19 protein-coding genes are annotated in these 20,681 nt (G+C 36.8%); 10 read left to right on the forward strand and 9 right to left on the reverse strand.

Annotated features, from left to right (window positions below; genetic code table 11):
• Positions 1–3: 3 nt before the first annotated feature.
• Genes hisD through hisZ form a run of 3 tightly spaced genes read right to left on the reverse strand, consistent with a single transcriptional unit; the run spans position 4 to position 3,162 of the window.
• Entirely contained in the window at positions 4–1,281 is a 1,278-nt protein-coding gene (hisD, locus tag JNUCC74_RS03350) for a histidinol dehydrogenase (RefSeq protein ID WP_454066893.1), read from the reverse strand.
• Entirely contained in the window at positions 1,269–1,913 is a 645-nt protein-coding gene (hisG, locus tag JNUCC74_RS03355) for an ATP phosphoribosyltransferase (protein ID WP_454066894.1), read from the reverse strand. Before hisG ends, hisD begins: the two co-directional genes overlap by 13 nt.
• A 16-nt stretch (positions 1,914–1,929) precedes the next feature.
• The gene (hisZ, locus tag JNUCC74_RS03360; protein WP_454066895.1) at positions 1,930–3,162 is read right to left on the reverse strand and encodes an ATP phosphoribosyltransferase regulatory subunit; all 1,233 of its coding nucleotides are present in this window, start codon (positions 3,160–3,162) and stop codon (positions 1,930–1,932) included.
• Positions 3,163–3,314: 152 nt separating this feature from the next.
• Here hisZ and JNUCC74_RS03365 point away from each other — a divergent pair, with 152 nt between their 5' ends.
• From JNUCC74_RS03365 to murB, 3 genes are all read left to right on the forward strand, one after another.
• Entirely contained in the window at positions 3,315–4,103 is a 789-nt protein-coding gene (locus tag JNUCC74_RS03365; RefSeq protein WP_454066896.1) for a histidinol-phosphatase HisJ family protein, read from the forward strand.
• 951 nt (positions 4,104–5,054) lie between these two features.
• The gene (locus tag JNUCC74_RS03370) at positions 5,055–5,882 is read left to right on the forward strand and encodes an alpha/beta fold hydrolase (RefSeq protein ID WP_454066897.1); all 828 of its coding nucleotides are present in this window, start codon (positions 5,055–5,057) and stop codon (positions 5,880–5,882) included.
• Between the two features lie 183 nt (positions 5,883–6,065).
• A complete protein-coding gene (gene murB / locus JNUCC74_RS03375; RefSeq protein WP_454066898.1) occupies positions 6,066–6,995 on the forward strand; it encodes a UDP-N-acetylmuramate dehydrogenase in 930 nt (309 codons plus the stop codon).
• Between the two features lie 383 nt (positions 6,996–7,378).
• Here the strand turns inward: murB and ehuA are convergent, their stop codons facing one another.
• Positions 7,379–8,149, reverse strand: coding sequence for an ectoine/hydroxyectoine ABC transporter ATP-binding protein EhuA (gene ehuA / locus JNUCC74_RS03380; RefSeq protein ID WP_454066899.1), 771 nt, complete (start codon positions 8,147–8,149; stop codon positions 7,379–7,381).
• A 711-nt stretch (positions 8,150–8,860) separates the two neighbouring features.
• On the opposite strand from ehuA, the gene JNUCC74_RS03385 reads away from it, so the two are divergent.
• The 5 genes from JNUCC74_RS03385 (at position 8,861) to JNUCC74_RS03405 (ending at position 16,028) form a co-directional block, all read left to right on the forward strand.
• Positions 8,861–9,136, forward strand: a complete 276-nt coding sequence (locus tag JNUCC74_RS03385; protein WP_454066900.1) for a phage holin — start codon at positions 8,861–8,863, stop codon at positions 9,134–9,136.
• Between the two features lie 1,173 nt (positions 9,137–10,309).
• Positions 10,310–10,522, forward strand: a complete 213-nt coding sequence (locus tag JNUCC74_RS03390) for a hypothetical protein (RefSeq protein ID WP_077319443.1) — start codon at positions 10,310–10,312, stop codon at positions 10,520–10,522.
• Positions 10,523–12,610: 2,088 nt separating this feature from the next.
• Positions 12,611–13,126 (forward strand): hypothetical protein, encoded by a 516-nt coding sequence (locus JNUCC74_RS03395; protein WP_454066901.1) that lies wholly within the window; start codon positions 12,611–12,613, stop codon positions 13,124–13,126.
• 30 nt (positions 13,127–13,156) lie between these two features.
• The gene (locus JNUCC74_RS03400; protein ID WP_179104357.1) at positions 13,157–13,321 is read left to right on the forward strand and encodes a hypothetical protein; all 165 of its coding nucleotides are present in this window, start codon (positions 13,157–13,159) and stop codon (positions 13,319–13,321) included.
• Positions 13,322–13,826: 505 nt separating this feature from the next.
• Positions 13,827–16,028, forward strand: a complete 2,202-nt coding sequence (locus JNUCC74_RS03405) for a glycoside hydrolase domain-containing protein (protein ID WP_454066902.1) — start codon at positions 13,827–13,829, stop codon at positions 16,026–16,028.
• 64 nt (positions 16,029–16,092) lie between these two features.
• On the opposite strand, the gene JNUCC74_RS03410 is transcribed toward JNUCC74_RS03405, so the two are convergent.
• The 3 genes from JNUCC74_RS03410 to JNUCC74_RS03420 are packed head-to-tail and all read right to left on the reverse strand — an operon-like array spanning position 16,093 to position 18,214.
• Positions 16,093–16,596, reverse strand: coding sequence for a YcxB family protein (locus JNUCC74_RS03410; protein WP_454066903.1), 504 nt, complete (start codon positions 16,594–16,596; stop codon positions 16,093–16,095).
• A gap of 44 nt (positions 16,597–16,640) precedes the next feature.
• On the reverse strand, positions 16,641–16,946 hold the full coding sequence (locus JNUCC74_RS03415) for a hypothetical protein (protein WP_454066904.1): 306 nt from the start codon (positions 16,944–16,946) through the stop codon (positions 16,641–16,643).
• Positions 16,947–16,960: 14 nt separating this feature from the next.
• Positions 16,961–18,214, reverse strand: a complete 1,254-nt coding sequence (locus tag JNUCC74_RS03420; RefSeq protein ID WP_454066905.1) for a lipase family protein — start codon at positions 18,212–18,214, stop codon at positions 16,961–16,963.
• 92 nt (positions 18,215–18,306) lie between these two features.
• On the opposite strand from JNUCC74_RS03420, the gene JNUCC74_RS03425 reads away from it, so the two are divergent.
• Both JNUCC74_RS03425 and JNUCC74_RS03430 read left to right on the forward strand, forming a co-directional pair.
• The gene (locus tag JNUCC74_RS03425; protein WP_454066906.1) at positions 18,307–18,588 is read left to right on the forward strand and encodes a DUF1433 domain-containing protein; all 282 of its coding nucleotides are present in this window, start codon (positions 18,307–18,309) and stop codon (positions 18,586–18,588) included.
• A 354-nt stretch (positions 18,589–18,942) separates the two neighbouring features.
• Positions 18,943–19,224: a DUF1433 domain-containing protein gene (locus tag JNUCC74_RS03430; RefSeq protein WP_454066907.1), complete on the forward strand. Its 282-nt coding sequence runs from the start codon at positions 18,943–18,945 to the stop codon at positions 19,222–19,224.
• A gap of 255 nt (positions 19,225–19,479) precedes the next feature.
• Here JNUCC74_RS03430 and JNUCC74_RS03435 read toward each other — a convergent pair whose 3' ends face one another.
• The gene (locus tag JNUCC74_RS03435) at positions 19,480–19,761 is read right to left on the reverse strand and encodes a hypothetical protein (protein ID WP_454066908.1); all 282 of its coding nucleotides are present in this window, start codon (positions 19,759–19,761) and stop codon (positions 19,480–19,482) included.
• Positions 19,762–19,837: 76 nt separating this feature from the next.
• Positions 19,838–20,071, reverse strand: coding sequence for a hypothetical protein (locus tag JNUCC74_RS03440; protein WP_454066909.1), 234 nt, complete (start codon positions 20,069–20,071; stop codon positions 19,838–19,840).
• Between the last annotated feature and the right edge of the window lie 610 nt (positions 20,072–20,681).

Genomic DNA, 20,681 nt, shown 5'->3' on the forward strand with positions numbered 1-20,681 from the left:
CGGTTAATTTTCCTCCTTCCGAATCTGGACAGATTGAGCGTGAGCGGTTAGCTGCTCGATGTTGGCTAATTCGATAATGGGATCGGCTGTTTTTAGTAACGCTGCTTTGTCATAGTAAATGACACTTGATTTTTTCATGAAATCATATACACCAAGTGGAGAAGCAAAGGCAGCTGTCCCATTTGTCGGAAGCGTATGATTAGGTCCCGCGACATAATCCCCTAATGCCTCTGGAGCATAATGACCCAAGAAAATGGCACCAGCATTGTGAATATAGCCAAGGTGTTCCATTGGTTGATCAATCATCAGTTCCAGATGCTCTGGAGCTATATCATTTACAATGTCAAAGGCCCCTCTGAGTGAATCAACAACAATTATTTTTCCTTGATCGTTTAGGGATTGATTAATAATTTTCTTTCTGGTCAGTTTCTTGGATTGCCTAAGTAATTCCTGTTGAATATTATCTGCCTGCTGATTACTTGTCGTAATACAAATTGCTCTGGCTGCTTCATCATGCTCTGCCTGTGATAATAAATCAGCAGCAACAAAATCGGCTCTCGCTGTTTCATCAGCTACGACGCAAATCTCGCTTGGTCCTGCAATCATATCAATTGCTACATCACCATAGACCCATTTTTTGGCATGAGCGACAAAGGCGTTACCCGGACCGGTAATCTTTTGTACCTTTTCTACAGTTTCCGTTCCGTAAGCTAGTGCAGCAATCGATTGTGCGCCGCCCATTTTATAAATTGTCTCTACTCCCGTTATTTCAGCTGCTACTAATACATATGGATTAATACGTCCATCGAGTTGAGGCGGAGTTGTTAAATAAATATGTTTTACTCCAGCTATTTTAGCGGGTATCACATTCATTAAGACGCTGGATGGATATGCTGCTTTTCCCCCGGGAATATAAATACCTACCTTTTCTAAAGGCGTTATCTTTTGTCCGATGATTTTTCCAGGTTCACTCGTATCAAACCAAGATTTTTCTAACTGCTTTTCATGAAATTTTGCAATATTTTTCGCAGCTTCTGTGAGTGCTGTAACAAATGAAGTAGAAACCGATTTTCGTGCTTCGGTAAATTCTTTACGCGTAACAGACAGCTGGTTTATTTTCACCCCATCGAATTGTTCGGTAAAGGATTGTACTGCTTGATCTCCATGCTTTTTCACCTGATGAATAATAGATAAAACAGTTTGGTTAATTTTTTCATCAAATGGATTTAATGCTTCTGATGATTGGTTTTCCCAATATTCTGTGGCAGTTAAGTGTTGCATCTTGATTCCTCCAAGTTCTTTTTCAGTTTTTTAATAAATGACTGAATATGTTCTGCTTTCATTGCAAAGCTTGCTTTATTAACAATCAAGCGGGTGCTAATTGGTTCTACCTTTTCCAATATGACTAAACCATTCTCCCTTAATGTATTACCTGTTTCGACGATATCAACGATAACATCTGAAAGACCGATTAGTGGTGCCAACTCAACAGATCCATTCAGTTTTACCACATCGATCGCTTTTCCTTTACGAGCAAAATGTTTTTTGGTTACCGTAGGATATTTTGTTGCGATTGTTAATGGTTGAACCGAATCAAGGCTTTGCCCTGGCTTTCCAGCAACGGCAAACTCACATTGCCCTATTTTTAAATCAAGTATTTCATAAATATCTGCTTTCGACTCTAAAATATTATCCTTACCGACAATTCCCATATCAGCAGCGCCCTTTTCCACGTAAGTAGGTACATCAACAGCTTTGACAAAAATCAGCTTTATTGATTTTTCGCTGTTGTAAAAAACAAGTTTTCTGCTAGAGGGTGTTAAATCGTTAAACGTAATTCCTACCTTTTTTAATAATATGATCGTATGATCAGCTGTTCTCCCTTTCGCTACAGCTATTGTGAGAGCTACCATTTATCGCTTCTCCCCCCTATTTTTCGAGTATGGTTAATAATTCAGATGGATGGTTAAATTCATACATTTTAGCTTTATATTTCAACATTGACATGGTTGGTTTATAAATTACAACTCTCGTAGATTCAGAGATCCGCTCTGGAAAATCAGCTAATGGATTACTAATTACGGCATAACCTTGATCCCGTAAATAAAATGCAGCTGTTAAAGCTTCCTTTTGCTGTGTAAGTTCATAATAGATATAAATGGTTGTATCGATGTTTGATGCTTTTAACAAATGATGTCGTTGAGCTGCTACTAATAATAGGTCAACATCAAAGGCAAAGCCGATTGCTGGAAGATGGGTGCCGAAACGGTCTCCTAAATGATCGTATCTTCCTCCCATAACGACAGGCTTTCCTGCTTGATCAACAAATCCTTGAAAAATAATATCCGAATAGTAATTCATATCATTAATCAGTCCAAGGTTAAAGATAATATTATCTGTTAGTTCATAAGCTTGCAGAATATGATAGACATCCATTAAATAAGTTAATTCTGCTTGAACTTTACCATTTAGCCCATATTCCTTTACTTCGTCCATAACTGCTTCAGGCTTCCCATAGAGAAACGGGATGTATGCAATAGCATTTTTTACAGCAATGTCAATTGTTAAAGACTGTAAGTAGTTTGTCATTTCTGTTATATTTTTTGTTTTAATAAAACCTTGTATTTCAGTGATTTCTTTTTCCGATAATCCTGATTGTGCTATTAATGCTTTAAAAAAACCAGCATGACCGATTTCAACTTTGAATGTCGGAAAACCACAGTCTTTTAACGTATGAATAGCTAATGCGATAACTTCTGCATCAACTGCTGGTGTACGAGTGGCAAAACATTCGATTCCAGCCTGTGTCCGTTCTTTTTCGTCATCGTTTTGACTGTGCCGAAATACATCCATAATATAAAAAAAACGCTTGTTGGTTCGTGTCTGTGTTGGGCTTGCAGCCATTCGTTGTGTAATGGGAATGGTGGCATCCGGGCGGAGAACAAGAACTTTTCCTGCTGTATCAATAAATTTAATCATATCCTCTGTATTAACCATGACAGGTTTCGTTGCGTACAAATCATAGGGTTCAAAGGTAGCGGTTTGTATTTGACTATATCCATATGTTCTAAAGCGCTGCTTTAAAATGGCAAGCAGTTCTTCTCGCTGTTGAAAGTGCCTGACCTCGTTTCCCCGATAGAAGTGATTTATTAAAGGCTGCATTCGTCATACTACTCCTTCCACTATTACATTTATTAACAAGCTATGATAAAATGAATTTATCACTTTATCAATTTAACACTTTATCTAAGTAAAGTTATATAGTATTCTAATAATTATAGAAAGAAAAGTCAACCAAAGGGAGCGAATTTTTTATGTTTGACTATCATTTACACAGTAATTTTTCAGCTGACTGTGATACGCCAATGGAGAAAACGGTGGAAGCAGCAATTAAGCTGGGCTTAAAAGAAATTTGTTTTACGGAGCATATCGATGAAGATTATCCAGATCCAGCGATCGACTTTACGTTAGATTTACCTGTTTATGATAAAAAAATCAAGGCAATGCAAAGCAACTACAAGGACCGTATAAAAATTCGAAAAGGATTGGAAATCGGTGTTCAACCACATTTATTAAACGATTGTCAAGAAATTATTGATGCCGAGCCATTTGATTTTGTCATTTGTTCCATGCATACTACTGGAAAAAAAGCACTGCACGCAGGCGATTTTTTTGCAGAGCGAATCATTGATGAAGCCTATCTGCAATATTATGAAGAGCTTCTGTACTGCATTACTCATTTTAAGGGGTTTCAAGTGTTAGGACATCTTGATTTAGTAAGACGGTATACGAAAGGAAAGGAAGTTAAGAAAGATTTCCATGATGTAATAGAACAAATTTTTAAAACAATTATTCCAGATGAAAAGGGGATTGAAGTAAATACATCTGGCTATCGTTACGGGTTATCGAGTGCCATGCCAAGTGTTGATATTCTCAAATTATATAAGCAATGTGGTGGAGAGATCATTACGGTTGGTTCAGATTCGCATGTAGCCTCAACGGTTGGAAAAGGAATTCAAGAAACGATGGAGTTGCTGAATAGGATTGGATTTAAATATATAACCACATTTGAAAATAAACAGCCAATTTTCCATCGAATCTAATCATTTCATGTGTCCAAAGTCTATACTATAGATAATGGACTTTTTTTATTGTTAAGGAAATTATATCCGTCGATAATTTTAAAAAAAATAGCTTTGTTAATCTAAGTCGCATAAGCTGTAGCAAAACTTCGTGCTTCTTCCTATGATAAGACAACATCATCTCCAATCAAAAGGAAGAGCGATTAAAAGCAGGTTTGCCGTAAAGCGTCGCCCCTGTTTTAGTGGCATGTATTCTTTTTTAAGGAGCCGTAAAACTTTCACACCGAACGTAATATGTATGAAAAGAGCAAAATATGTGAAGTAAAAACTTGATTTGTTGGAAGTCGATAGGACAAGGAAGACTTCTTGAACAGGCATCACACAAAGAAAAAGTGTACTTCTTTTTTTAAAGGATAAGGAAAACTACGACAGTGATACATTTGCATGCAGAAAAAGCGTTCTTCTTTTTCAAGAAGAAAAACACTCCTTGAATGAAGTTTCACCTTATCTACAGAAGTTCTCAGCTGTACGTCGCTGGCTTGCTTGAAGATGCATTGAAAAAATTTAAAGAAGTCTCTTTCCGTTTTTCTGAGTAATAACAAGGTGACGTGATTAAATGCTACATATGACGTTTTTTTGTTAACCGAGCGCTTTAAACCTTTGTTTCCGTGAATTTTGTAATAAAGTGACGATAGATAGCTAAAGTATGAGTTCAACTACAGGTTGCTTATGTAGAAACTCGTTCTGGCTAAGGTTTTCCTACTTTTTTATAAAATATAGTTTTTTTACAATCTTATTTTGGGGGGAAAATAAACTTCCTCCATGTTATAATAAAAAGGCGCCCGCTGTAACAGCTTTAAGTTATGGCAGGCAAACAAAATAAAACAACATCCTATCCCTCCCGAAGCCGATCTTAGCATATATAACAGATTACAAAAGGCAAATAGATGGGAAAGAATAAGGAAGATTATTTTGAGAAATAAAATCATCAGTATCACATCGTTTAGTCTAGTCATCATTGGGTTTATTTCAATTTTAGCTATACCAAACAGGGCAATCTCAGATTTTGATAAAATTCGTCCAACATTGTTTGTGCATGGATATAAAGGAACAGAAAACTCGTTTGGATTTATGCTGGAACGATTTGAGCATGAATATAAATGGGGAGACAAAGCGCTTGTTTATTATGTAACAAAGCAGGGGGTCGTACAAAAATATCATCCACGTTTAGGAAAAGAAAAGCCGATGTTTGTTCAGGTCATATTTGCGCAAAATCGTGCCAGTTTTGAGCTAACAGCTAGTTGGTTAGCTAACGTTTTACAGGATATGAAAAAAGTATATGGTGTGGATGATGTTAATATTGTTGGTCATTCTATGGGAGGAATTGTAGCTTTAAAATATATAAAGCAATTTCGCGGGAAGCAATTTCCTTCTGTGCATAAATTTGTCACTTTAGGAAGTCCATTTGATGGAATCTACAGCGAAGAATATTTTCAAATGAACCATGATCCTGCAGCGACCGACTTACGTACTGATTCTCCTGCACTAAAGTTTTTACGAGAGCGGCCTTTTCCAAAGCATACGCAAGTACTAAGCATCAGTAGTACCGGAGACGCTATTGCAGTACCGGAGAGCGTTCGCTCATTAAGAGAGATCGTACCAAGTGGACAATTAACCGAGAAAGTGATAGAAAATAAACAGTTAGGTCATAGTGATCTACATGAAAGCAGAAGGGTAGACCAACTCATTTATGAATTTTTGTGGAAAAATCAAGTTAACATGGAATCGAAGGCGCCATAAATTCAGTTTAATAAAAGCGAAGAAGCAAAGGGATAGCGTCTAAATGCCCGATTATTTGACTCGGGGAGCAAGAAAAGCCTTTGCCAGCAAGACATCGCAATTTTAGCCTTTGTTCTACTTCAGGTAGAAAAACGCGAAGTATTTGTTTTTGTTTGTATAGAAGCGTGAATAAAAGTTAAAGGAATGATACGTGTGGGCTTGAATCATCATATATACGATAAATTATTAAAAATTACATCCCAGAAAAATGTGATGGTGGATGAGAAATTAAAAAATCATACGTATACCCGATTAGGGGGGAAAGCTGATTTTTTAGTGACACCAGAGACTTATAAAGAAGTACAAGAAATTGTAAAACTAGCAAATAATGAAAACATTCCCTTTACATTGCTGGGAAATGGCTCCAACTTAATTGTAAAAGATGGTGGTATCCGCGGGATTGTTATGAATTTACAACGGCTGACTAATATTTCCACGACTGGTACAACTATCGTAGCTCAAAGTGGGGCGCGAATTATTGATGTCTCAAGAGAAGCATTGACACATCGTTTGTCCGGACTGGAGTTTGCTTGTGGCATCCCAGGATCAGTGGGTGGGGCTTTATTTATGAATGCCGGTGCTTATGGTGGTGAAATAAAAGATGTATTGGTTAGCACCAAAGTAGTTGATAAAAAAGGGAATATTCATATTTTAACTGCTGACCAGTTAGATCTTGACTATCGTACCAGCAATATTCCTGAGAAGGGATATATTGTGTTAGAGGCTACTTTTTCGTTAAAAAAAGGCAATTATGAAGAAATAAAAGCAATTATGGATGATCTTACTTACAAGCGAGAATCAAAGCAGCCCCTGGAGTATCCATCTTGTGGTAGCGTGTTTAAGCGACCACCAGGATATTTTGCAGGGAAGTTGATTCAAGATAGTGATTTACAAGGAAAGCAGATTGGTGGCGCGCAAGTATCTTTAAAGCATGCAGGCTTTATCGTAAACATAGATAATGCTACAGCGAGTGAATACATTGCTCTTATTCATCACGTACAAGAAACGGTTATGAAAAAATTTGGAGTAAAATTGGAACGTGAAGTAAAGATTATTGGTGAAGATCCTCAATAACATTGGAAAAAACGGCAATCAGCAGCATAGTTGGTTGCCGATTTTACATATTAGAAACACATTTAGTTTAAGTATAGTGATTGATATGTCTTCGTAACGGAAAGATAAACCAACTCACAAGCGAAATTTTTTACTCAGCTTTATTACTCAGCAAGCAATATAAAAGTTTCTTTATTTTTGATCGGTCGCTCGAATTTACGATTATTTTAGTTATGATGGTGGTATTCGCAAAAAAATTGATAGCGCTACATTACGATTTCAAGGATGTTGCGATCCTAGACGACCAAGGGATTTTTTCATATCTATTTTGAACATGCACACCAGCCATTTTCAAAGATATCAGTTATCGTAAATAGATGCGGAAAGATACAAATTTACCGTCATCATGCTCGAAAGCGGTGTAAGAATTTGCGCAGTCGTTCATTGTCGGAATGCTCAATAACTTCACTGGCTGTACCCTGTTCAGCAATAACTCCTTCATCTAAAAAAAGAACTTTGTCGGCTATATCTAGTGCAAAGTCCATCTCATGTGTAACAAGAACCATTGCCATGTCATCGTTTTTTGCAATATCGCGAATAACACTCAGTACTTCTCCAACTAATTCCGGGTCCAGAGCTGAAGTCACCTCATCGAACAATATAATTTTTGGTCGCATTACAAGAGCTCGGGCCATTGCTACGCGCTGCCTTTGACCACCTGAAAGTTGACTTGGATAATTATTTACTTTATCCCCTAAGCCAACACGCTCTAACATTTCCAAAGATCGTTTTTTTGCTTCACCCTTTGCTTCTTTCTTTACATGAACTGGAGCAGTCATACAATTTTCTATAATTGTCATATGTGGAAACAGGTTAAAGTGTTGAAAGACCATGCCAATATCTCCACGGACTTTTCGTAAATGCTTTTCATTGGCAGGAACCAGTTTCCCTTTTTTCTTCATTTTCCATAAATTTGTCCCGTTTACGATAATATCACCTGAAGTAGGTTGTTCCAGTGTCATAAGCATTCTAATGATGGTTGTTTTTCCTGAACCGCTTGGCCCGATAATAGCAACTTTCTCTGCTGGTCTAATATCTAAGTCAATTCCTTTTAATACATTGACACCTCCAAATGATTTGTGGACGTTATTAAATGTAACTATTGGTTCTGTCATTATGCTGTCGCTCCTTTACCTCTAGTCAAAGCTTCATTTTGATCGTTTAGCTTAAGCGATTGAGCTGTAGCAAACTTTGAACTTTTTCCTACGATAAGTTAACATCCGTTCGAATCTAAAGGAAGGCCGACTAAAAGCGGCTTGCCGCCAGGCGTCTGCATACCCCTGTTTTAGAGGTATGTTTCCTATTCTGAATGTATGTATCGGTATTTCTCTCATTTGAAAAATCTGCTTATTATTTTACGAACATGGTGAGAGGAATGGCTCCTAAATTCCGATTTCTCAAGCTAACATTCTAAGAGAAAAGCGCTCCGTGAATGAAGGTTCCCTTTATCCCGCATGTAAGGCGCCGTAAAACTACACCTTAGAGAAAACGTAGAAGTTTAAATCGTAGAAACGGCACCTAAATGCCCGATTGGTTCATCTAACATTTCTTGGGAAAAGCATTCCAAGAAATGAAGATTCCCTTTATCCTATCAGAAGTTCTCCAGTTTGTCCGTCGCTAACTTGATCAATTATAGCTTTTATTCTCATAGCGTCGGCTCAATCTTTTTTCTGTTTGTTTATAATTATAGCAGAAGGATAACTCATTCCGAACGAATAACTAGAGTAAAAGAAAACACGAAGCGGCTGATAATTTCGATATAGATAAAACGGCTAGTCCAATCGGGCAAGCCGTTTTTTAAATATTTTATATCAAGGGGGATTAACATGAAAATCAATTGGAAAGTAAGAGTAAAAAAGAAATCATTTTGGTTGACCTTAGTTCCTGCAGTTGTATTGTTAGCGCAAACTATAGGTAATTGGTTTGGATATGACGTAGCAGCAGAATTAATCAAAGAAGAAGCTGCGAAATTTATTAATGCCGTTTTTGCTGTTCTTGTTATTTTGGGTATTGTTAATGATCCTACCACAAGTGGACTCAGTGACAGCGAACAAGCTTTAAATTATATAAAACCTAGAAAAGATAATAAAGATGCCAATTAAGGCGCTCATTCAATGGGCGCTTTTTATACTATAGGAAAATATAAAACTTTATGGTTTATCGTATAAGAAAAACGTTAGCTTTCGCCATAAAGACTTGACGATAAGCCAAGTTTTTCTAATATAAAATATTTTAATGGGAGAGGTACTAATGGACATATTATTAATACTTCACATTATCAGGGTGCTAACTAGTATTCATTACGATAAGTTGACAAAATAGGTACGGACGCAATACAACTATAAATTAATAGATCGACATTACAACCCACCATAGAAGTTTCAAAAGCGTGGAATTCCTAATGCAGCATCTGCTTGGTTACGTGGTGTTTTTAATCGGATATGGAGATTGAAGCAACAGACTTTTATAACGTACGAAGGTAGAAGAATAGCCAATGGGGGATATGCGTTTTAGAGTAAAAGCTTATGCCACAAAGCTCCGTAATCTAGGTGCAAAACAGGTTGGTGTGTACATCGGACATCATTATATCAAGGGTTTAATATAGATTTTTAGTGATTTTGACGCTCATTACGAAGCTAATAACGGTAGACCAACAAGCAAATCAATATATGATTGCGACCTGCACCAATATACGGATTGTGGTCGCTTAGACGGCTACACAGAAAACGTAGATTTAAGTCGAATTAATAATAGCAAATTATTATCTTACTTTACCGACGGCAAACAATAATTAAAAAATTATCCAGTAAATCTAGTGGTGAAGTCGAGTCATTAAATGTATATTAGCAAAAATCTGACGACGTGGACGTGTTAAGTGGTATTGCAAACGTTATGAAACAACAGTAGCAAAGTTAGCACCGATTAACGGTATAACGAATCCGAATAAAGGCTAGAAAATCAAACTAACAGGTTCCACTGCCAAAAATCGACTAAAAAATACCACACGGTTAAATCTAGTTACACAATAAGTGAGCTGCAGGTTATATGGCAGCGCTTCATAGATAAAGCATTGGAATATCCAATCCAAATAAAAATTTCATTGGTCAGATATTGCTTGTTTAATAACATAATCCCCTCTTGATTGAGGGGATTCCAAGGGGGGAGGTTTAAAAGTTTCCTCCCTTTTAGTTTGTCCTCAAAAATAAAAAATATGTATAAAAATAAACCGAGAAACCAACAATACAATGGAATCTAATATCGAAGGAGGGATACTTATGTCACAACAACAGATCCAACAAGCATTGCAACAGATCGCTCAAATTGCTCAACAATTAGAACAACAGGAGCATCAAAATGCACAGCAACTTCAACAAGGACAACAACAAGGTGCACAACAAACAATGGCGCAACATGAAATGAATGCCGTACAACAATTACAGCAAATTCAACAACTAGTTCAACAATGCCAACAACAATTGAATCAATAGTACTGGATATGAGGTTCTTAGCCAATACATGTCATCTGATGGGGGATTAAAATATTTTACTATTTTCTACCCCCATCAACATTCTATGCATAGTTAAGTATCCATTTTTTTAGTTTTTACACTTAGTGTGAAAATAGTCCTATAAAAAGACTATTCGTCATATGGTTGGTTTTTTTTCAGTTGCTATTAAAATTTATTTTTTGGCACAATAACATAATCCCCTCTTGTTGAGGGGCTATACATAGGAAAGAGAACAGAACTGGCTTGATAATCCAGTTCTGTTGTTTGTGTTTCTCTATAAAAATTAATTTTGAAAGCAGCTTTTTTTCATTCTTCTAATTTACTTCTTTTCTCACCTTCTTGCAGAACCGCATCGAGCAAGGGCATCACGAATAAGAACTTTTTTCATGTAATTTATTTCTGCCTTCTTAAAAGCAGCTATAGTAAAGAGTTACAGTTCATTATACGAATCAACAAGATGCTGTTCGTGACTGAGATACGTTTGATAGTCCTGTGAATCGATTCTGACAATCCGCTCTTTAAGGCGTGTTTCATCACAATCGGATGCCAGTAGGGGACAACACCGATAAGTTCGTTTTTATCACAGTCTACGAATGCCCTAAATTCAGTCCGCAATGGCATGCCGTTATAAATCGTTGGATTATTTTCCACATCTTCAATGTATTCACGCACGACAAGATCCACTGTGTGACCAGTGCCGACGGTCATAGCAAAGTTATTAATGACCTGGAAGTATTCGCCCATCTCACAGGGCTCGGAGCACTTGGCGTTAGCCGAAAACATACCGGTTTTGATAAAGTAGGCCTTGTCGTCTTCAAGGTCGAACTGGTCAAAGATAAATTGATTAAATAAGTCCTTATCTGCTTGTACAGTTTCCGGATATTCTAGCCGAATAAACTAAGCTATTTCGATCGGCAGACGCATGACTTTCGTGTCCGGCGTTTTCAACTTGGTGTCGCTTTTAGCAAGTGCCTTTTCAATTGCTGGTTACCAATTGTATAAGCTATTTGGGTTTTCTGCAAAACGTTTGTACGTCTTTTCAGTTAAGTCACTCACGCTGAGTAGGCGGGAGAGTAAGCCTTCCTGTTCGGGGTGGTTTTCTAAGTCCGCCACGGTCTGACCTACATCGAAGCCATCGGTTCTTGTAATAAACTCGAGGCGAATCGCGCCGCGTGTGACCGGAGCCTGGAATCATTTGGCCATCTCCAAGAGCATGTCCTTGGATGGGTAGCGGCTGCCTTCGTTAAGTCGAGATGGTTTTTAATACGTTTGATATTGTTTAGATAAAGACTGATTTTCCATGAGAATCGCTCCTTTTGATTTCAGTCTTTGTTCAATTTATTGGTGCGACTCGGCGCACGGTTTTGATTTTTTGTGTATTGGGTATGTATATGTTGCGCGTATGATGTGAGTGAGGGGATGAAGTGGGAGGTAAGGTGTCACATTTTGTATGTATCACGAATTGCGCATCATGCGCATACAATACTAAACGCTTGTTGTGTGCTATATATGCGTGATATGCACAAATGATGTACACTCACTGAAAAGAAAACCGGCACGGAGATCTCCGTGCCGGTTTTCAACAGTTAATATAATTTCCGAGATGCATACAAAACAACTATACCGATGCAACCTTTCACTAAAACCCATGTTTAAGTTTAACATTTTAATAGTTTTCCTTGTAAACCCGGCGATATCGTTTGCACTTACCAAAACAATCCACTAATCTAAATTTTTCAAGTCTCTTTTAAACTAAGGGCGAAGTGTGTCCAAAAATGATATTTCTTGAGTTCGTTCAAGCGAGAATCGTTCAAATTGTTATCATAAACGCCTTATTTTTGCATTGAAACAAAAAAATGCTTCGGTTTGATATCAGTTTAAGCCTTAACTTGGAGGTATGATAATTCAGGTTAAATATTGGCTAAAGATAGTAAAAGGAACAAAAGCTGTAAAAGTGCAGCTTTAGAATAAAGTCCGGTTTATAAAAAGGTTAAACAGTTTTCAGAATTATATGTTATAATTAATTTACTATGAAAATACCAAATTTTTAATTTAGGAGGATGACATGTGGTCAGAAAGAAAATGTTAGGTTGTATCTTAGGGATATTATTAATTCCGTTTATACTTGGGAGTGCTCCAGTTTCTGCTGAAGAAACTAATTCAAGTATGGAGGAAATTCAATCAGCTGTAACTATATATGACAATGAGGGCAATTTAGTTGAACCATTAGTTGAACCAAATGACAATCTAATATCACTTCTAGCTGCAACTGCACCAACAAAAGTTAAATATCTTAATAACTCAGCGACTTACCAATCAAATGGTTTTTCTGGATCTGGCCGTAGATATAGCGGGTATACTTTTACAACAAAAAACGCTTCTGGTAAGTTTAAACTTACCTTTAAAAAAGGAGGGTTTGGTGTTAATACGCACACTTGGGCCTCGAGTCCATTAGACGTATCTGAATCTTATAATCTTCCATTGATTGGGTCACCATATACACTTATTACAAAAAAGTATTTCTATTTTCTTGTAGATAATCCAAAGAAGGGACAAACATATAAGGTATCGGCAATCAAATAATTCTTAAGAAGTGTTAGAAAGGAGGTCCTTATGAAAAAACGTATTTTTATTATGCTAATTATGATAGCTAGCATAATTGGAACTTTTGCTTATTATTCAAATTCAAAAGAACCGATTGAGAAAACTATCGTAATTGATAAAAATGGGAAGGTAATAGAACCACTTAGTGGCGATAACGATAACTTGGGTCATTGATACAGGCTTAATTTTGGAATTAATAATAGTAACCGTTGTGGGATAAGAGGTTTAGTTTGATATTTTAGGGCTGCCACTAAGGCAGTCCTTTTAATACAACAATTGCTATGCGTAAGGTGCAAGACGGTGAAAAAACTACTACTATCCCTGTTATAGGTAATAACAGTTTAAGAAGATCGGAAACAAATGAGATCGGTGTACACTTTCCACAAGACATTTTAAAAGCACCCTTACGCTTTTTCAAATGTTTAATGCTCTCTAATTTTATTCATCGTTTCATGTGAAAGGCTAACTCTCAACAGTGTTAAATTCTTTCGGCTACAACACTGTTTCAAATTCTGCCACAGTTTGCTTTACAACAACTCACTAACCTCTTTCGTATGTCTTGATCGCCAATCTCTCTTAAATGGAGTAAATCATTATAATCACGTTCATTCATAATAGCCCACGAAAATGTTATAACAGCGATAGATCTAATGCAACCATCAAAAAGGAGGAGTTCGGTATGGATAAAATGGTATTAGAAGTGCAAAAGTGGCTAAACAAAACGTATAAGGGGAAAAGTGGGTATGAAACTATTCCAGAAAACGGGAAAACAGGTAATACAACAGTAGGAGCTCTTATCATTGGCTTACAAATAGAGCTTGGTATACCAAATCCGGTACCAACATTTGGTCCAGCAACTACTAAAAAATTTCCTGGTTTAGCAAGACAGAAAAGTGGTGCGAAACCAAATAATTTAATTAAAATTCTTCAAGGCGGATTTTGGTGTAAAGGTTATAACCCAGGTGGTTTTTCAGGTAATTTCTTTGGAGACACGGAGAATAAAGTTAAAGATTTTGAAAAGGATGTTGGGATTGAACCAACTGGGTTTGTTGATGCAAAACTTATGAAAGCAATACTAAATACAGATGGATTTGTATTAAGTCGTAGTTCCGGACGACCACATGTTAGGGAAATACAACAATCGCTCAATAGAGAATATAGTAAATATTTTGATTATATACCGACGAATGGTATTTATGAAAGGAAGACAAACAAAGCTTTAATATACGCTTTGCAACATGAAGAAGGTATTGGTCATATAGCGAATGGAAATTTTGGTCCTGCAACTATCGAAAATTGTCCTACGTTAAGCTATGATAATGCACCAGTGAACTTTACAAGAATTTTGCAGTGGTCGCTTGCATGTAACGGCCCTTTATACGACCCATATCCTTATAATGGGGATTTCAGTCCCCAAGTAGAAACGGCTGTAAATTTGTTTAAGGAATTTATGACCTTACCTCCTAACGGGGTTGCTGATATGCCGACCATTAAGCAATTACTAACAAGCAATGGGTACACAGGTCGCCCAGCAATTGCTTGTGATGCGTCTACAGTCATTGATTATAAAACCGTTAAAACGCTACGTGATTATAACTATCAGATTATCGGTCGTTATTTAACAGGTAATGTGGCAACTGATGCTGGTCTCCGCTCAAAAGCGATGACTCATGAGGAACTAAGCATTCTTGCAGTAAATGGTATACGCGTCTTTCCAATATACCAAGATGGAGGTTATTATCATGAATACTTTGTACCAGGAAAAGGCACGGAGGATGCATGGAAAGCCATTAGAGCGGCATACGAGCTCGGATTCCCATCTGGTGCAACGATTTATTTTGCTGTTGACTACGACGCTTATGATTTTCAAGTAAGGGGTAATATTATTCCTTATCTAGCAGAAGTGCGTTCTGTGCTCGATATCACTAAAGGAGGAGACTTACCAGAATACAAGCTAGGTGTTTATGGCTCTCGTAACACCTGTATACAAGCGCAATCAAATAGCAGTGTGTTAGCGGATTACAGTTTTGTGGGAAACATGTCTACAGGTTATAGTGGTAACTTAGGATTTCCCATGCCTACCAATTGGTCCTTTAATCAATTTCATGAAACAACAATTGGTTTAGGCGGTTCTGGTATGCTTGGTATTGACAAAAACGATTATTCAGGCAAAGACCCAGGTGTGTCAGCAGTAAATCCTCCTGATAATCCGGAAATTAGTAAAGAATACCGAGCAAAACACGATGCGTTTGTAGAAATGGGCAAAAACATACCGGGATTGCAAAAATTTGCCCCTGAATTATTTGCAACGAATATTAATTTTAGTTCCACTCATAGAGTTGTTGATATCCCAAATATTGCATCTATTGATGTGGAATTCAGCGAACAGTTAAATCCTCCTACAGAAGGAGGAACGACAACGACACTTCAAGTCACGCCTGATGGGGTAAGCGGAAGCCTTGAGAGTTTACTTGGAGAAAACATCGCACAATTTACTCAAAATCGACTTGGTTTTTATGAAGATTTTATAGACAATATGGCGACTTCTATAGGTACTGGCGCCATTCAGATGACTTTAAAGGGAGCGGGTACTAGTGCAGAACTCCGAGTAACTGCTTTTAAAGAAGAAATCCCAGTAGAAGGTGGAGGGAATCTTCAACTTGCTGTCACAGTAATCTTTACAGTCGATATGGATCTAACCCCTGTCACGGACGCGTTTACTTCAAAGGAGGCTAAAGCTACCGGGGCGATATTAGGTTTTGTTTTTTTACTTGCCCTAGCTGTTAAATTTGGTCTTGTTGTAGTATCAGGGTTAGCTGTGGCTACCGTTGTTGCATTATTAATAGGAGATCGAGATGATATAGATGACGGTCAAGCCTAATTAAAACCCTAATAAAAAATAGCCCCACCATGGTAGGGGCTATTTTTATATACAATCTATTTTTTTATTTATTAACTTTTCTTTTTATAAATTCTTGATACGCCTTCATTTCTTCTGTATTCATATTTTCAGGTTCTTTCTTAATTGTAATTGCATGTAAGTCAGTAAGATATAAGAAATAACGCTCCCCATCTTCTTTAAGATATTTCAAATCATCCCATCGGATTTTTTCAGTTAAATTTCTCGATTCTTTAGTGAACCCCTCTTCGGATAAGTTTAATGTAAAATCACCTAACTTATTTTTGTGTTGTTTAAGAATACCTTTAGATCGACTAATTATAGCATACTCATAGGATTTCCAAACTACAGGGGTAAGAATTAAACAGAGTGCTAACCCAAACATAAAATTATCTGTTGAGAGACTGCTAAATGCGAGTATATATACCACAAAGAGAAAAAAAACCATTAATTGTATTATTCTAGTTCTCCTATGGAACTTAGTAGTCTTTATAGCATTTTTTTGCTGAGCAAGTAAATCTTTATCAGTTATACTGAATTTTGCAATCAAATACGCACCCTCCCTTTTTTGAAATTGCAACGAATTATTTATATTTATAATTTTAACATAACATTTTCATAGTTTTCCTTGTAAACCTGGTCCATTTCGTTTAGTTGAATTATATTTTCTATAAAGCGATTCGTCAAGGCATGACTTGCTTTTCCATCAAAATATTGATTAATTTTGCTTAAAATGTTCTGATGTTTTTGGGAAAGTGACCAAACAGCGTAACTATGCTCTAAGTATAACCTTGTAAACTCTACATTTTCTTCTAAATCCTGTTTGATTTGTTTCTTTAACGCTTCTTTTTGTGCATTGGTTTCCAGGTAATCTTTCCACCAATCACTTATATTACTCATTACCGCACCATCCCTTATTGACGTATCTGTAACCATTGAGCAAGTATTTGATCCATGTGTTTAAAATCTTTACTCATTTTTTCCATATTGTAAGCTATTTCTCCCGTATCATTTTGGCTTTTTCGGAGTTTTTCTAGAAGATGTTCAAATTCATTTATATCAATTAATAATGGTGTACCATCACTCTCAACATCAACTAGTTCACGAAAAATTTCATCTACATGAGCAGTGTTTAATTTATCATATTTTCCTGAACCGACCATATTTCTGTATGTATTTTTTAACTCTTTCATTGTAGCTATATGATCATCAAGTAATCTAGTTAGTGCCCTTCTAGTAGTTGCAACCAACTCTTCACTTTCCTGCATCTCCATAGCCAGTTGATGCATTAGCTCGGTTTGAATACGGACATGAAAGTCATGAACGCCACTATTTTTCAATTCTAGCGGAGAGGATAGCAACTGCCCCCGGATTTTTTCACCATATAACAGGTGAGGGAGTAAATATCCTTCTTCATTAAACATCCCCTCACTTAAATAGTTCTTGATACCGTGAGTCTTAAGTGTTTTTCCATTTTTGTCTGCCGGATTGCCGACATAGTATACGGAGCCAATGGATTGGTTATAGAAAGTACCAACGATGTCATTAGGGTAAGTGTAAGAAATAATATTATCTTTAAATTCTCCATTTAAAGCTCGTTTCTGATCTTCTTTGGATAAAAGATCAAACACGTCAGCTGCAGCAAACGTAACGGCGTTTGAGTCATGTTTGACAGCGAAATATTGGGCAAGTCCTCCACCTAGAGAATGTCCTGTAAAAACGATGTTGTTCGCTCCATGTTTCTTTACATATTTTTCAACAATGGGTGCAGCTTCTGTAAATTGATTTTTGTTGGTATACGTGAGGGTTTTATCTTTGGAGTTAAGTTTCGCTTTCCCGGTTGTTAAAGCTGCGTCTTGGGATGGAGTTCCTAAATAAGGTGTTTTTCCATATTCTTTTTTGGTATAATCGGAATCACCAAGAATAATTCCCTGAATATCTTCTTCAATATCTTTAGAAGACTCTGTTCCCCTGAAACTGATAACGATTGCATTTGTATCGGGATTTTGGAGCACGTAACCGTCTAATCCAGTATCAGGGCTTTTAATGGTTTCGATGTTTTTCCAAAAAGTTGTCTTTTGTCTAAATTCAACTGGGATTTTTTTGAAACCATTTTCATAACTTTGACGAGAAATCTCTGCAACTTCAATATCGCTTACCTTTGACATAAAATACACTCCTTCAAAATAAATAAGAGGTGGTTGACTTGAAAAAAGTATTGGTTTTCACCACATTAATTATACTATTAGGAGGATGCACTGTGAACTCGCCTAATTCAAATTACGATAAAAAAACAATTGACAAAGCAAAAAAAACAGTCGAAAGCTATTTAAGAAATAATTACGAAAGCGTAAATGAAGTTGAATTCAGCGATGATACTAATGATCCTATGGGTGGATTAATGATTCGCGGAACTGTCAATGGTAAAGCTGATTTTTCTGCTAGTGTTGATCCAGAGAGTTTTATTGTGAGAAGTTTAGCAGAGAAAGAAGACTTCCCAGAGAGAAAAGAGGAGTGTAAAGAAAAAGCTTGTGATTATTAAAACATCCCCAAAAATGATATAAAGGTCTTTAATGCTGATAGTAGCGCCGGAACATAATTGCAAAGCAAAAGAATAGAATGCTTATATATTTTAACATAAGATCAGATCATAGATTCTATTCTCTCCAAAGCTTTAAGCAATGTATTCATTTGTTCTAAGCTTTTTTATTTGTCGAAGTAAGGTTGTATAATTGTAATCGCCAAAAAGCAGCTTTGTCTGTTATCCCGTGAGAATTCACCATTTTTGTCCTCCTTCTTTCGATATTAATTAATCAATCAGGATGTGTTACGAATGAAAAGCTTTTTCATTCCAACAATATTTACTGTCACAATTATACTATTAGGGGGGTGTAATGTGAAATCAAACAATGAAACTTATGATCAGGCAACGAAAGAAAGGGCTCAAGAAGCTGTTGAGCAATATATTAAGAATAACTATGAGGGGATAAAGTCTGTCGAGATTGTGGACATCTATCAAAGTCCGATGGGGGGCTTGACTGTTGATGGAACTATTAATGGAGGGGAAGCTGATTTTTCAGTTGGTGTAGAAAGTAATTATAAAGTGGGCAGTGTAGGGTTGAGTGAAGGGTTTCCAGAAAGGAAAGAAGAATGTAAAGAAGAAGAATGCGATTATTAGTTAAAACGCTTTTTTCACGCCGTTTGGAGAACTTGAACGGGGTTAACGCTGTGATATAATGAGCATACAGTCGGTAATACGTTCAAAGTGTTTGTGTACAGTAGTCGCATTGACCTTTGGTGTAGGTTCGTCGCGTCATCCTTTTTCGTGAGAATATAGCCCCGTTCTTATTGGACGGGGCATTCTTGTGTGGTTGGTTACGGAAAATTGTTTAGTGAGTTGCGAAATAATAGGAAATCTAAAAACCAGACCCCTTTATTCATCGTTGATTTTAATTTTCGTTTTAATATCTCCCCAGAAATCAACTTCCACTTTATATTGTTGGTTATCTAGGAAAACTTTTTTCACATTCATAGTCTTAGTATCCTCTATAATAAATGCGTTTTCTTTTACGTTAAATGCCTCTCTGATGTCCTCATTTATATTTTCCTCTCTGTGGGATAAATAAATAATGCCTAAAATACTTAAAAGCATGATGAAGCCCAGCGTAATTCTAATTAAAATAGTTTCTTTTTCTATACGGCTAATATCAAACATTATTTCACTTCCAATCATTTTGAAATATCATATTTACTTTTATATCGCTATATACAAAAAGCGATGCAACATCTGTTTATATCCAGATGCTTCGCAAGGCGATAGTGACGGCGCTTTCAAGAGTAGGTCGGGATGAAATACTTGCCACTTTTCCGTTTTTGTCTACGACGCGGCAGATGAAGCGCCCTTCTGATTTGTATGCGTAAAGGCGTAGTTTCGCCGCACGCATGAATATGATAGCTTGTTTTACACTTATCTTATGTTTTTCAGTTAGTCGGTCATTTTGTTTTCTTTGTTTCGTGTTGATCATAGGTGCTCACTCCTTTTTTATTTAGTGCTTTTTGTCCGGGCGTTCACGCTTCTTGGTATCACATTTCTTTGGTTCGGGGAGATTTATATGAATACGTCGAATTAGCGCTCCATTGTTCCCTGCTACGGTGTCGGGTGAAAGCTTTCAAGTCTTTCATGATGCGTCTTGTCCTTTTATGATATAGATGTGTCTTATTTATAGGCTCCTCCGCATCAAGTAGTGCGGTGATTACAGCGTATGTCGCTTCGATAACAAAACGGCTATCTTTATCTGTCATCGTATTAGGTAGGTCCTCCGTCATGCGCTGCAGTGATTTTAGGATATGTCGCTCATGATGATCCCTCCTTTTTTAAGTTTGGTTTATGTATAATTGGTACGTTCGCATACCCAAAAGTACGATATTGATTAATCAATATTTGTTTTTCTCTACCAGATACCCACACGGATTTTACTTATAGATAATTTCGTATTTAGCTACTTGGTAACTATTTTTTTACTTGGTTGTCAAAACGGAGCAAACAAGCTTTATTTTCATTGGCGATAGCTAAAACGCACCCGTTATCTTTGAGTGTGTTTTTCAGATCATTTTAAATGATTCAAGCGATTGGTC

The organism is Cerasibacillus sp. JNUCC 74 (genome assembly GCF_053667775.1).

What these genes read in the sequence shown, in the direction of transcription:
- hisD (WP_454066893.1), bottom strand. Translation starts at nt 1,281, where the DNA reads ATGCAACACTTAACTGCCACAGAATATTGGGAAAACCAATCATCAGAA.
- hisG (WP_454066894.1), bottom strand. Translation starts at nt 1,913, where the DNA reads ATGGTAGCTCTCACAATAGCTGTAGCGAAAGGGAGAACAGCTGATCAT.
- hisZ (WP_454066895.1), bottom strand. Translation starts at nt 3,162, where the DNA reads ATGCAGCCTTTAATAAATCACTTCTATCGGGGAAACGAGGTCAGGCAC.
- JNUCC74_RS03365 (WP_454066896.1), top strand. Translation starts at nt 3,315, where the DNA reads ATGTTTGACTATCATTTACACAGTAATTTTTCAGCTGACTGTGATACG.
- murB (WP_454066898.1), top strand. Translation starts at nt 6,066, where the DNA reads ATGATACGTGTGGGCTTGAATCATCATATATACGATAAATTATTAAAA.
- ehuA (WP_454066899.1), bottom strand. Translation starts at nt 8,149, where the DNA reads ATGACAGAACCAATAGTTACATTTAATAACGTCCACAAATCATTTGGA.
- JNUCC74_RS03385 (WP_454066900.1), top strand. Translation starts at nt 8,861, where the DNA reads ATGAAAATCAATTGGAAAGTAAGAGTAAAAAAGAAATCATTTTGGTTG.
- JNUCC74_RS03390 (WP_077319443.1), top strand. Translation starts at nt 10,310, where the DNA reads ATGTCACAACAACAGATCCAACAAGCATTGCAACAGATCGCTCAAATT.
- JNUCC74_RS03400 (WP_179104357.1), top strand. Translation starts at nt 13,157, where the DNA reads ATGAAAAAACGTATTTTTATTATGCTAATTATGATAGCTAGCATAATT.
- JNUCC74_RS03405 (WP_454066902.1), top strand. Translation starts at nt 13,827, where the DNA reads ATGGATAAAATGGTATTAGAAGTGCAAAAGTGGCTAAACAAAACGTAT.
- JNUCC74_RS03415 (WP_454066904.1), bottom strand. Translation starts at nt 16,946, where the DNA reads ATGAGTAATATAAGTGATTGGTGGAAAGATTACCTGGAAACCAATGCA.
- JNUCC74_RS03420 (WP_454066905.1), bottom strand. Translation starts at nt 18,214, where the DNA reads ATGTCAAAGGTAAGCGATATTGAAGTTGCAGAGATTTCTCGTCAAAGT.
- JNUCC74_RS03435 (WP_454066908.1), bottom strand. Translation starts at nt 19,761, where the DNA reads ATGTTTGATATTAGCCGTATAGAAAAAGAAACTATTTTAATTAGAATT.
- JNUCC74_RS03440 (WP_454066909.1), bottom strand. Translation starts at nt 20,071, where the DNA reads ATGATCAACACGAAACAAAGAAAACAAAATGACCGACTAACTGAAAAA.